Annotated in this window: 10 protein-coding genes and 1 tRNA gene; 7 read left to right on the plus strand and 4 right to left on the minus strand. The window is 65.5% G+C overall.

Annotation, left to right across the window (positions count from 1 at the left end):
• Positions 1 to 67 precede the first annotated feature (67 nt).
• The 3 genes from grpE to J1C48_RS01300 all read right to left on the minus strand — a co-directional run bounded on the left by grpE (position 68) and on the right by J1C48_RS01300 (position 3,326).
• Complete coding sequence (gene grpE / locus J1C48_RS01290) at positions 68 to 766, minus strand: nucleotide exchange factor GrpE (protein ID WP_231081513.1); 699 nt, start codon at positions 764 to 766, stop codon at positions 68 to 70.
• 126 nt (positions 767 to 892) lie between these two features.
• Complete coding sequence (gene hrcA / locus J1C48_RS01295) at positions 893 to 1,993, minus strand: heat-inducible transcriptional repressor HrcA (RefSeq protein WP_207255840.1); 1,101 nt, start codon at positions 1,991 to 1,993, stop codon at positions 893 to 895.
• A 100-nt stretch (positions 1,994 to 2,093) separates the two neighbouring features.
• Positions 2,094 to 3,326, minus strand: a complete 1,233-nt coding sequence (locus J1C48_RS01300) for an NAD(P)/FAD-dependent oxidoreductase (RefSeq protein ID WP_207255841.1) — start codon at positions 3,324 to 3,326, stop codon at positions 2,094 to 2,096.
• A 350-nt stretch (positions 3,327 to 3,676) separates the two neighbouring features.
• On the opposite strand from J1C48_RS01300, the gene rph reads away from it, so the two are divergent.
• Genes rph through hemW form a run of 3 tightly spaced genes read left to right on the plus strand, consistent with a single transcriptional unit; the run spans position 3,677 to position 6,257 of the window.
• Entirely contained in the window at positions 3,677 to 4,399 is a 723-nt protein-coding gene (gene rph, locus J1C48_RS01305; protein ID WP_207255842.1) for a ribonuclease PH, read from the plus strand.
• Positions 4,399 to 5,043, plus strand: coding sequence for an RdgB/HAM1 family non-canonical purine NTP pyrophosphatase (gene rdgB / locus J1C48_RS01310; RefSeq protein ID WP_207255843.1), 645 nt, complete (start codon positions 4,399 to 4,401; stop codon positions 5,041 to 5,043). Before rph ends, rdgB begins: the two co-directional genes overlap by 1 nt.
• 11 nt (positions 5,044 to 5,054) lie before the next feature.
• A complete protein-coding gene (gene hemW / locus J1C48_RS01315; RefSeq protein WP_207255844.1) occupies positions 5,055 to 6,257 on the plus strand; it encodes a radical SAM family heme chaperone HemW in 1,203 nt (400 codons plus the stop codon).
• Between the two features lie 120 nt (positions 6,258 to 6,377).
• Here the strand turns inward: hemW and J1C48_RS01320 are convergent, their stop codons facing one another.
• Positions 6,378 to 6,641 carry a DUF3892 domain-containing protein gene (locus J1C48_RS01320; protein WP_207255845.1) on the minus strand — a complete coding sequence of 88 codons (264 nt, stop codon included), beginning with the start codon at positions 6,639 to 6,641 and terminating at the stop codon, positions 6,378 to 6,380.
• A 365-nt stretch (positions 6,642 to 7,006) separates the two neighbouring features.
• On the opposite strand from J1C48_RS01320, the gene J1C48_RS01325 reads away from it, so the two are divergent.
• The 4 genes from J1C48_RS01325 (at position 7,007) to J1C48_RS01340 (ending at position 12,539) form a co-directional block, all read left to right on the plus strand.
• Positions 7,007 to 7,081 (plus strand) — tRNA-Gly (locus tag J1C48_RS01325).
• Positions 7,082 to 7,444: 363 nt separating this feature from the next.
• Positions 7,445 to 9,148, plus strand: coding sequence for an ABC transporter ATP-binding protein/permease (locus J1C48_RS01330; protein ID WP_207255846.1), 1,704 nt, complete (start codon positions 7,445 to 7,447; stop codon positions 9,146 to 9,148).
• Positions 9,145 to 10,830 carry an amino acid ABC transporter ATP-binding/permease protein gene (locus tag J1C48_RS01335; protein WP_207255847.1) on the plus strand — a complete coding sequence of 562 codons (1,686 nt, stop codon included), beginning with the start codon at positions 9,145 to 9,147 and terminating at the stop codon, positions 10,828 to 10,830. Before J1C48_RS01330 ends, J1C48_RS01335 begins: the two co-directional genes overlap by 4 nt.
• Positions 10,831 to 10,925: 95 nt before the next feature.
• The gene (locus J1C48_RS01340; protein ID WP_207255848.1) at positions 10,926 to 12,539 is read left to right on the plus strand and encodes a cytochrome ubiquinol oxidase subunit I; all 1,614 of its coding nucleotides are present in this window, start codon (positions 10,926 to 10,928) and stop codon (positions 12,537 to 12,539) included.
• Positions 12,540 to 12,542: the final 3 nt, after the last annotated feature.

Genomic DNA, 12,542 nt, shown 5'->3' on the forward strand with positions numbered 1-12,542 from the left:
GGCGGCTTCGCACGGCGTTGGATAACGCCGACAGCTCGGGGATAACAGCGGGGAAAACCGTGCCCGGCTATTGCCCGGCGCCGGTCTCCGCCGCGGCGGTCTTCGCCTCGGCCGGCGCCGCCTTCGGCCCGCCTTTGGAGACTCCCACCATCGCCGGGCGCAGCACCCGGTCGCCGATCGCGTAGCCGGCCTGGACGACCTGCAACACCGTGCCGTTCGGCACCTCGGTGTTGGGAATCTCGAACATCGCCTGGTGGAAATTCGGATCGAAGCGCTGGCCTTCCGGCTCGAGCTTGCGAACGCCCTGCTTCTCCAGCGAGCCGAGCAGACCCTTTTCGGTCATCTCGACGCCTTCGATCAGCGCCTTGAGGCCGGAGGATTCGTCGGCCCGATGTTCTTCCGGCACGGCGTCGAGGGCGCGCGACAGATTGTCGGCGACCGACAGCATCTCACGGGCAAAGCCCGAGATCGCATAGGTGCGGGCGTCCTTGATCTCACGCTCGGTGCGGCGACGCAGGTTTTCCATGTCCGCCGCCAGCCGCAGCAGCCGATCCTTGACGTCGGCATTTTCCGCCTCGAGCGCGGCGATGCGGGCGTCATGCGGATTCTCGCCAGCCGATTCGGCGTCGCCGACCGCCTCGTCATAGGCCGCGCCGGCGTTCCACTGCGAGGATTGCGGCGCGGTTGCAGCGTCCTCGGCTGCGGCAGTGGCGGCTGCGTCGATCTCTTGGCTCTCGCCTTCGGGCTTGCCGGTCTCGCTCATCATTCCTCTTTCATCCCGTTCATCTGAGGTCGGCACATCCGGATCATCCACCGTTCGAGACGAACAGCGGCGAAGATCCGATGCACGAATGCGTTATCGCAGCGGATATCGAATTGACGACGGGAGAAATCAAGCCTCCCGATCGCCGGCCTTGTGTTGCAGAAGCCGTGATACGATCCGCGCCGTGTAGTCCACCATCGGCACGACCCGGCGGTAATTCAGCCGCGTCGGCCCGATCACCCCGACCGCCCCGACGATGCTCTCGGTGCCGCCCTTGTAGGGTGCAACGACGAGCGAGGAGCCCGATAGCGAGAACAGCTTGTTCTCCGAGCCGATGAAGATCCGCACGCCGTTGCCGCCCTCGGCCAAATCGAGCAGTTCGATCATGCCGCTCTTGGTTTCGAGATCATCGAAGAGCAGCCGCAGCCGCTCGACGTCTTCGGCGGCGGAGAGATTTTCCAGAAGATTGGCGCGGCCGCGCACGATCAGCTGCGCCGGCTGGCCGGCCGAGGCGCCGGACCAGATGGCAAGCCCCTGATCAACCAGCGCCTGGGAGAGCTTGTCGAGCGCCGTCGCCGTATCGTCCTTGAGCGCGGCGATCCGGCGCTTCGCCTCGCCGAGCGTACGGCCGACGACATGGGCGTTGAGGAAGTTGCCGGCCTCGACGAGCTGCGAGGCGGTGACGCCCGGCGGCAGATCGAGGATGCGATTTTCCACCTCGCCATTTTCGCCGACGAGAACGGCGAGCCCCTTGGCCGGCTCGAGGCGAATGAACTCGATATGCCTCAGCCGCATATCCGACTTGGTGGTGACGACGATGCCGGCCCCGCGCGACAGGCCGGACAAGAGGTTGGTCGCCTCGGTCAGAAGATTTTCCATGCCGCGGCCATCGCCGACCAGCCGCACCTTCTCCTCGATCTCGGCGCGTTCGGACGAGGCGAGGTCGCCGACCTCCAAAAAAGCGTCAACGAAGAAGCGCAGGCCGATCTCGGTCGGCAGCCGCCCGGCCGAAATATGCGGCGCGTAGATCAGGCCGAGCGCCTCCAGATCGCTCATCACATTGCGCACCGAGGCCGGCGACAGCGAGCTGGTCAAAAGTCTCGACAGCATGCGCGAGCCGACGGGCTCGCCCTGGTCGAGATAGGTCTCGACGATCAGCCGGAAAATCTCCCGCGACCGCTCATCGAGCGGCGGCACCGGACGTCGGGCCAAGTCGCTGACGGACATCATCGAACGCAAGTATCGTGGCGGCGTTGGAACATGGGCTTACTATAGGAAGGCAGCACCCGATAGAAAAGCGGCGCCAATCGTCGCTGCTTCAGCCGCCTTGTCATGACAGCCGCGCCGGCGAAACGGCATCGAGAACCGGATCGGTTTCGCCGTCCATCAGCCCGGCAAGGAGCATGCCGGTGGTCGGGCCCAGCGTAAAACCCTGATGACCGTGGCCGAAATCGAACCACAGACCCTCATGCTTCGGCGCCTTGCCGAGGACCGGCAACATATCGGGCATGCAAGGGCGGGTGCCGTGCCAGGGATGATTTTCGATCCGGCCGCCGAAATTCAGGACCTGGCGCGCGCCCGCCTCGGCCCGGTCGAGCTGGCGCAGCTTCTGCCCGGCGGTCATCGCCGTCAGCTCGGCGCCGGTGGTGATCCGCATGCCGGCCTTCATCGGCACGTAAACCGCCCCGACAGAAGCATCCATCAGCGGCTTGTCGAGGGGATTGTCGTGATAATGCTCGTGATAGCCGCGCTTCCTCACCATCGCGATGCTGTAGCCGAAACGCTTGAGCAACCTGGGTGCCCAGGCGCCGAGGCAGATCACGACATCCTTGGCCTCGATCGGCCCGTCCGCAGTTTCGACGCGCCAGCCCGAACCGAGCTGCGCCAACGTCTCGGCATCGCCCTGACAATGCTGCCCGCCCCGCTTTTCGAACAGCGCGCCATAGGCCGCCGTCAAATCGCCCGGGCTCGAACAACACCAGCTGTCGCTCCAGTGAATTGCGCCTGAAAAGCCCGGCATCAGGGCCGGCTCGACCGCCATCAGCCCAGACGCATCGAGCGCTTCAAAGCCGACGCCGTAGTCACGCGCGTGCTTTCTTGCCACCTTAACCGCGGCAGCAAGGCGCGCCTCGCTTCGATAGGCCTGATGGAAGCCGTCTTTGCGGATCAGCGTCTCGGCCCCGGCCGCGGCGATATAGCGATCATGATCCGCCGTCGCCCGCCGAATCAGCCTCGACCAGATTCGGCTGATTTCAGCCAATCGTTTGGGCTGCGAATTGCGGAAATAGCCGAGCAAGGCCCGCATTTCGGACATCACCGATTCGACATTCCACTCGACGTCGTTGGTGCGCTTCAGAGCGATGGCGATCAGCGAGGCGAGATCGGTCGGCATGGCATAGGGCTCGACCGCCTCGGCCTGGATGATGCCGGCGTTGCCGAAGCTGGTCTCGGCCGCGAAATTGGGTTTACGATCGACGATCGCGACGCGCCGGCCGCGCTCCTGCAGCGCCAGCCCGGCGCCGACACCGGCCATGCCGGCCCCGAGCACGATCACATCGGTCATCGCTATATTGTCCTTCCATTTGACGGGCCCGGCGGGCGAGTCTATCGGCGCCAACACCGGCTGGAAATGAATTTTGCGGAGCAGCACCGCGGCCGTCCACCGCCTTCTGGGCGGAAAAGCCAGATTGCCGCGGCGAATTACACGGGAGAATGGCAAGATCGCTCCGGCTGGCCGCCCGGTTCTCGCTCGGCATAGCAGCGAGCAAGCCAGGACGCGAGCGGGACTCGTCTTGGGACACGGCGCCGACGGTCTGCCAAAACCTTTGCGCGGCGCGGGTTTTCCCGTTACAAGCCCGGCGCAATAACAGGCCGTTAACCATTAAAATTTGAAGCCAAAGTGAGGAGTTCGCCATGCGCCCTTCCAAACGCCCCGCCGACGCGATGCGCGACGTCTCGATGGACACCGGCGTCTCCCGCCATGCCGAAGGCTCGTGCCTGGTCCGTTTCGGCCACACGGAAGTGTTGTGCATGGCGAGCCTGGAAGAGCGCGTGCCGCCCTTTTTGAAGGGCTCGGGCAAAGGCTGGGTGACTGCCGAATACGGCATGCTGCCACGCGCCACCGGCGATCGCATGCGCCGCGAGGCGGCGTCGGGCAAGCAGTCCGGCCGCACCCAGGAGATCCAGCGCCTGATCGGCCGCAGCCTGCGCGCCATCGTCGACCTCGAAGCGCTTGGCGAGCGCCAGATCACCGTCGATTGCGACGTTCTGCAGGCCGACGGCGGCACCCGCACCGCCGCAATCACCGGCGGCTTCGTGGCGCTGGCCGAATGCCTGAAATGGATGGAGGAACGCTCCATGGTGAAACGGCATGACGTGCTGCTCGGCCATGTCGCGGCGGTCTCCTGCGGGATCTACAAGAACGAGCCGGTGCTCGACCTCGACTATGCCGAGGATTCGACCGCCGAAACCGACGCGAACTTCGTCATGACCGGCGCCGGCGGGATCGTCGAGATCCAGGGCACGGCCGAGGGCGCACCGTTTTCCGAGGACGAGTTCATGACGCTGATGGCGCTTGCCCGCAAAGGCATCGGCGAGTTGGTCGAGACCCAGCGCCAGGTGCTCGGAGACCACTGATGGCGCTGATCACCCCCGAAGACGGGCCGTTTCTCGTCGCCAGCCACAATGCCGGCAAGATCTGGGAAATCCGCGAGCTGATGGAGCCCTTCGGCTTTGCGGTGACCTCGGCCAAGGACAAGGGGCTCGAAGATCCGGAAGAAACCGGCACGACCTTCGAGGAAAACGCCGCGATCAAGGCGCTGGCGGCGCTCGAAGCGACGGGTCTGACCAGTCTGTCGGACGACTCCGGCCTCGCCATCGCGGCGCTGAACGGCGATCCCGGCATCTATTCGGCGCGCTGGGCGGGCGAACCGCGCGACTTCGCCCGGGCGATGCGCAATGTCGAGGAAAAGCTGCAGGCGGCCGGCGCGACGACGCCCGACAAGCGCCGCGCGACCTTCGTCGCCGTCCTGTGTCTTGCCCGGCCAGACACCGAGCCTCTGTACTTCCGCGGCGAAGTCGACGGCACGATCGTCTGGCCGCCGCGAGGCGACAAGGGCTTCGGCTACGATCCGATCTTTCTGCCGGACGGCGAAAGCCGAACCTTCGGCGAGATGATGTCGGCGGAAAAGCACGCCTGGGTTCCCGGGCAGCCGACCGCTTTGTCGCATCGTGCCCGGGCGTTTCAAAAATTTGCCAAACACGCCCTCGGGGTGGAATGAAAGAGGGCGAGATGAACGTGGTCGCGCCGCACAGAACCTCCGATGTCCTGCCTTTCGCCAAGGCGCCGGCCGCCCCCGGCTTCGGCGTCTATGTGCATTGGCCGTTCTGCGCCGCCAAATGCCCCTATTGCGACTTCAACAGCCATGTCCGGCGCACGCCGATCGACCAGCCGCGCTATGTCGCGGCCTTTACCCGCGAGCTGAGGGAGGCGGCGCGCCGCTCGCCCGGCGAACTCGTCACCTCGATCTTCTTCGGTGGCGGCACGCCCTCGCTGATGGAGCCGGCAACCGTCGGCGGCATTCTCGACGCGGTGGCGGCCCACTGGAAGATCGCGCCCGATGTCGAGGTGACGCTCGAAGCCAATCCGTCGAGCGTCGAGGCGTCGCGCTTTCGCGGCTATCGCGCGGCCGGCGTCAACCGGGTGTCGCTCGGCGTGCAGGCACTGAACGATGCGGATCTCAGGCGGCTCGGCCGACTGCACGACGTCGAAACGGCACTGAAGGCGATTACGCTCGCCCGTGAGACCTTCCCGCGCCTCTCCTTCGATCTGATCTATGCCCGGCCGAACCAGACGGTCGCCGAATGGGAAGCGGAGCTTTCCCGCGCCATCGACCTCGCCGCCGATCACCTGTCGCTCTACCAGCTGACCATCGAGATGGGCACGCCCTTCTTCGAGCTGCGCAAGGCGGGCAAGCTGATCGTGCCGGATGGCGAGTTGTCGGCCGAACTCTATGAGATGACGCAAGCCCTGACGGCCAGCCGCGGTCTGCCGGCCTACGAGATTTCCAACCACGCGGTGCCCGGCGCCGAATCGCGCCACAACCTCACCTATTGGCGCTACGGCTATTACGCCGGCGTCGGCCCCGGGGCCCATGGCCGGCTGAAGGGCGACAGCGGCTATCGCCACGCCATCGCCAACGAGCCGCTCCCCGAGACCTGGCTGAAGATGGTGGAAAGCTGGGACTCCGGCGCTCTCACCGACGAGGAGCTGAGCCTGGAAGAGCAGGCCGACGAGCTGCTCTTGATGGGCCTGCGTCTCAGCGAGGGCATCGATCTTTCCCGCTGGCGCAAGCTTGCCGGCCGCGACATCGACCGGGCGAGCGAGGCGGACCTCGCCACCCACGGGATGATCGAGCGGCTCGGCCCGGACCGCATCCGCGCGACGCCGGCCGGCATGCTCGTTCTCGACGCGGTGGTGGCGGACCTAGCGTAGCAGGCGCCGATTTCAAGCAACTACCTGCATGGCTCACAATTGCGCCTCAGTCAGGAAATCGACGAAATTCGAGTCCTGTTCGAACCCCTAGAATACTAGACGCCATGGACCCGATTTTCCTTAACAGTCCGGCAATTCGTCGAGATTGTTTCTCTCAGTGCTGTCGCGATCAGTTCTGAGATATTTCCCAGTGCGGCCATTTACGACGCGAATGACAGTCTCGCTACCATCCCGCCATCGAACTTTGTATTCATGATATCCGTTGTCAATATCGTTGATTGCGTCTGCCTTCGACCGCGGCGACCACGATTCTTCCGAATGACAAAGCTTTATGATGTCACCGTCGCGATCTTTTCCAGTCGCAGTAACGTAACGAGTAGCCATTTCTTTCCTACTTTTTTTAAACCGCTTTTGCGGCGAAACTCCTCTACGTTATTTTTGATTAAAAATAATTTCAAGTTGAAAAATCAACTTGAAACGACAATTTATTACTATTGCAATTATATATTTTTGTAAACTTATTTTAATATTTTATATGTCCAAAATGGGTTGCGAAAGCGGAGAGCAAAAGCGCCAACAATTTCGCATCTCGGTTATGCAGCCTGCGAATTCGTACCGAGAGCCCGCAACCGAACGAATGACATTAAATCACCGTCCCCCCACCCGCCGATCGCGCCGGCGTCGCAATCGGCCCGGCCCCACGAATAGCGCTTGACGGCGGCAGGCCGGGGCGGCAATGTCGGCGCCGCGCGGGTGTAGTTCAGTGGTAGAACGCAAGCTTCCCAAGCTTGATGTCGTGGGTTCGATCCCCATCGCCCGCTCCAAACGCTTCCGTGTACGACCCGAAGACATGGGTAACAGTCTCGTGCCGAACGAGACTGCCGATCGTCACGATCCGCGATCGCCCACCACGCCTTGGCCCTTGCGTTTCAGGCTGCGTGTACAGGCGCTTGCGCCATAAGCGCGGCAGGCGGCGCACCCCCGTCTTCACAATCAAACCGAAATGACGGCGTTGGTCTCGCCATCGCCCTTCCCCTAGTGTAGACGCCCGAACAGCCCCCGCGTGCCGGCCGTTTGACCGCCGGTCGCCGCGCATCATTCTCGACGGCCGGGCGCCTTTCGCCGTGCCAGGCCGCAGTTTCCGCCGCCGCGCCGAAGAGGCGCCAAGACCGCCGTCGATCGATTGCATGTCGAGCCTCACCGCCCCTGCCGAAGAGACCATAGACCCAGCCCCCGCGTCACCGCGCAACGGTCAGCGCGAGGCGACGGCGCGGCTGCTCGAACCAGTCAAGGCTCAGCTGCGGCGCGCCGGCATCGTGACTGTTGCCGCCGGACTGGTCTGGCCGCTGCAGGCGGCGGCGATCGCCATCGCGATCTCGTCCTGGACGGCAGGCAAGGTCGATCTCAGCCTGACGATCCTTTGCGCCGGCGCCTTCCTGCTCGGCGGGCTGGTGAAGGCCGCCCTCGAACACCACGCCGGCCGGATACTCTTCACCGCCGCCGATCAGGTGGTGGCGCGCGAGCGCCAACGGCTGACGTCATGCGCCGCCAAGGGCGGGCTCGGCCTCGGCTCGGCCGAGATCGCGGCGCTCGCCGTTCAGAAGCTGCCGCTGCTGCAGCCCTTCGTCACCCGCTATCAGATGGCGATGATGCGGGTGGCGGTGATCCCGCTGACGCTTGTGTTGATCAGCCTGTGGTTCTCCTGGGTGGTCGCCGCCATTCTTCTCGTCGCTGGCCCCTTGATTCCGCTATTCATGGCGCTCGTCGGCATGGCGGCCGAACAGGCGTCGCGCCGCCAGATGGTCGAGATCGGCTCGATCAACGCCGCCTTGATGGAACGGCTGTCGGCACTACTCGACATTCGCCTCCTCGGCGCCGGCGAGCGCGCCCTCGCCGACTTCGAGGCCCGCGCCGACGATCTCAGGGAGCGGACCATGGCGGTGTTGAAGATCGCCTTTCTCTCCTCGACGGTGCTCGAACTCTTTGCCGCCATCGGCGTCGCGATGGTCGCCGTCTATGTCGGCTTCAACCTCCTCGGCGAGCTGACCTTCGGCAGTTGGGTCCCGACTCTCAACCTCGGCGCCGGGCTGTTCCTTTTGCTACTGGCGCCCGAGTTCTTCCAGCCGCTGCGCGATCTCGCCGCCGCCTGGCACGACCGGGCGAGTGGCCTGGCGGTGGTCGCCGAATTGGACGCCCTGGAAAGCGGCGATCAGCCGGCGCGGCTCGGCGCCGGACGCGCCCTGCCGCGGCTGGAAGGGCCGCTGGCGCTGGCCCTGTCAGGCTGTGCGGTCGCGCGCGGCATCGGATCGCGCCTCGCTCTGCCCGATCTCGTCCTCAAGCCCGGCGAAGCCGTCGCCCTGGTCGGGCCGAGCGGCTCGGGCAAATCGACGACGCTCGCCGTCATCGCCGGCCTGGTACCGACAAGCGCCGGCGCGGTGCGCGTCTGCGGCGAACCGCTCGGTGACATCAATGCCGATGCCTGGCGCGCCCGGCTCGCCGTCATCCCCCAGAGGCCGCATTTTGCCGACGAAACCCTCGCCGCCTTCCTCGATCCGCGCGCGACCGGCGCCGATCCTTGGCCGGCGCTGCAACTTGCCCAGGCGCGAAGGCTCGTCGAGCGTCTGCCGAACGGGTTGGCCACCCGGCTCGGCGAAACCGGCGACGGCGTCTCCGGCGGCGAAGCGCGGCGGCTGTTGATCGCCCGGGCGGTGATGGCGGGCGGCGACCTCGTCCTGGCCGACGAGCCGACCGCCGATCTCGACCCCGAGACCGCGGCGTTCGTGACCAACTCGCTGCTCGCCCTGAAGGAGCGCGGCCTGACGCTGATCGTCGCCACCCACGACCTGGCGCTGGCCGCAGCGCTCGACCGGACCGTGGAGATGCCGCGATGAGGGCGCTCGGCGAAATCATGGTCCTGCTCGTCAAGGCCGCGCCGATGGCACTGTTGCGCGGCGCGGCGCTCTCGGTCGTGGTGCTGGTGATGGGCGCGGCCCTCCTCGGCCTGTCCGGCTGGTTCATCACCGCGACAGGGATCGCGGGGATCGCCGGCATCGGCATCGCCTTTAACGTCTTCCAGCCCTCGGCCGGCGTGCGCTTTCTCGCCCTCGGCCGCACGGCCGCCCGCTATGGTGAGCGCCTGCTGACCCATGACGCGACCTTGCGGGCGCTCGCCAAGCTGCGAGTCGATCTGATGGCGAAGCGCCTGACGCTCGGCGCCCGAGCGCTCGCCAAGCTGCGCAGCGAGGCCGTCCTGACCCGGATCGTCGCCGATGTCGACGCGCTCGACGGCGTGGTCCTTCGGCTGCTGCTGCCCAGCCTTGCGGCGGTCGCGGCCCATGCCGTCGCCTTTGCCAGCCTCGGGCTTCTCGCCGGCTGGGAGATGGCGGGACTGATCACGCTGATTTATCTCGTCGGCGGGGTCCTCGTGCTTTCGACACTGACCCGGCGCACCATTGCCGTATCGCGAGACGGCGAGACCGCCAGCCAATCGCTCCGCCGCGGCATCATCGACACGCTGCGCGATCGCCCGGCCCTGACCATCTATGGCCGGTTGAGCGAACGCCTCGCAGAGCTGGCACGCCTCGACATTAAGACCCGCAGCGCGGCCGACAGCCTCGACCGGGACGACCGCATGGCAGGGCTCTTCCTCGCCTTGGTCGTCACCCTCGCGGCAGCCGCCGCCCTGGCGCTCGGCGGCTGGCTGGTAGCGAATGGGCGGGTCGATCCGGCGGTGGCCGCGATCGGCGTTTTTGTCGCGCTGGCGCTTGGCGAAACCGTGCTGCCCTTGATGCGCGGCGCCAGCGACCTCGGCCGCATGGCTTCGGCGGCCGAGCGGATCCGCGACCTGCAAGGCGCCCGTCCGGCGAGCGGCGAGCCGCTTGACCCATCGCGAGCAGAGGACGGCCCACCCGCCCTGACGCCGACGCCGGCAACACCAGCGCCCGCATCGGCGCAAACGCCGGCGCTTGCAGTCGCCATGCCGGACGGTCCGCGCTTCACCCTCATGCCCGGCGAGAGCGCCTGCCTCGTCGGTCCGAGCGGTGCCGGCAAGACGACGCTGCTTCTGACCATCGCCGGTCTGATCGAGCGCCCCCGCGCCGAGATCCGGCTCTTCGGTCGACCGCTCGAAACCATCGTCGAAGCGGAGCGGCGCAAAATCCTCGTCATGGTTCCCCAGCGCAGCGCGCTGCTGGCCGGCACGGTGCGCGACAATCTCACTCTGCCCGGTTCGCAGACCGACGCGAGACTTTGGGAGGCGCTGCAAGCCGTCGAACTGACACGGCTGTTCGAAGCTCGCAACGGGCTCGACACGCGGCTTGGCGAGGCCGGCGCCGGCCTTTCGGGCGGCGAGGCGCGGCGCCTGGCGCTGGCGCGCGCGATTTTGTGTGCGCCGCAAATCCTACTGCTCGACGAGCCGACCGAAGGGCTCGACGCGGCAACATCACAGGCGGTGCTCGCCGGAATCCAAGGCGTCCTGCCCGATACGGCGATCCTCGCGGTGATGCATCGTGGCCAGGACGCCGCGAAATTCAGCCGGCAAATCGCGCTGATCGGAGCCAGCATCCTCGGTTGATTGATCCTGATCAAGGTCGCGTTTCGAGACGCTCTGTAGAGCCTTCGAACGCGCGGCGCTTTTGGCCGCTCCGATCAATTTCCGGAGTAAAGACGATGGAACTCAATATCGTCGAGCTGTCTCGCCTACAGTTCGCGATGACGGCGATGTACCATTTCCTCTTCGTGCCGCTGACGCTCGGTCTGTCGATCCTCGTCGCGATCATGGAAACCGTCTACGTCATGACCGGCCGCCCGATCTGGCGGCAAATGACCAAGTTCTGGGGAACACTGTTCGGCATCAACTTCGTGCTGGGCGTGGCTACGGGGCTGACCATGGAATTCCAGTTCGGCATGAACTGGTCCTATTACAGCCACTATGTCGGCGACATCTTCGGCGCCCCGCTGGCGATCGAGGGCCTGATGGCTTTTTTCCTGGAAGCCACCTTCGTCGGCCTGTTCTTCTTCGGATGGGACAAGCTTTCGCGGGTGCAGCACCTGGTGGTCGCCTGGCTGGTCGCTCTCGGCACCAACCTTTCGGCCCTGTGGATCCTGATCGCCAATGGCTGGATGCAGCACCCGGTCGGCGCGGTCTTCAATCCGGATACGATGCGGATGGAGATGACGTCCTTCTACGACGTCATGTTCAACACCGTCGCTCAAGCCAAATTCGTGCACACGGTCTCGGCCGGCTACGTCACCGCATCAGTCTTCGTGCTCGGCGTCTCGGCCTGGTATCTCCTGAAGCACCGGCATGTCGAACTCGCCCGCCGCTCGATCACCGTCGCCGCCGCCTTCGGCCTTGCCTCGGCGCTTTCGGTCGTCGTTCTCGGCGACGAGTCGGGCTACACCGCCTCCCACGCCCAGAAGATGAAGCTCGCCGCCATCGAGGGCATGTGGAACACGGAAAAGGCGCCGGCCGCCTTCACCGCCTTCGGCTTTCCCGACATGAAAGATCGCGAGACCCATTACGCGGTTCACGTGCCCTTCGTGATGGGCCTGATCGGCACCCGCTCGCTCGACATCGACATTCCGGGCATCAACCAGCTGGTCAAGGAATCGGCCGATCGCATCCGCTCGGGCATCAAGGCCTACGATGCGCTGATGACCATCCGCCAGGACAAGGCCGCGACACCGCCCGCCGTCCGCCAGACCTTCGAGCAGCACAGCGCCGATCTCGGCTATGCCTTCCTCTTGAAGCGCTATCTCGATGATCCGCGCCAGGCGAGCGATGCGCAGATCGAAAAGGCGGCCTGGGATACGGTGCCGGCCGTGGCTCCGCTGTTCTGGTCGTTCCGGATCATGGTGCTGCTCGGCTTCAGCTTCATCGCGGTGATGATCTACTTCTTCTGGCGCTCGAACTTTCGTCGCCAGACCTATCCGCGCTGGGCGCTGCGGGCCGCCGTCGCGATCATCCCAGCGCCGTGGATCGCCGCCGAGCTCGGCTGGTTCGTCGCCGAATTCGGGCGCCAGCCCTGGACCGTCGACGGCATCCTGCCGACGGCCCTGTCGGCCAGCCACCTCTCGGTCGGCGATCTCGCTTTGACGCTGGTCGGTTTTGTCACCTTCTACTCGGTGCTGTTCGTCATCGAGATGGGCTTGATGCTGAAATACATCCGCAAGGGACCGGTGCAGGACGTCGCCGCGACCGACGAGTGGATGAACCGCCACCATTCCCGCCTTGCCGGCACCCATGTGATGCCGACCGCCAGCCTGACGCCCGCGGAGTAAGAG

The sequence above is a fragment of the Jiella flava genome (assembly GCF_017349315.1).
GTDB lineage: Bacteria > Pseudomonadota > Alphaproteobacteria > Rhizobiales > Rhizobiaceae > Jiella > Jiella flava.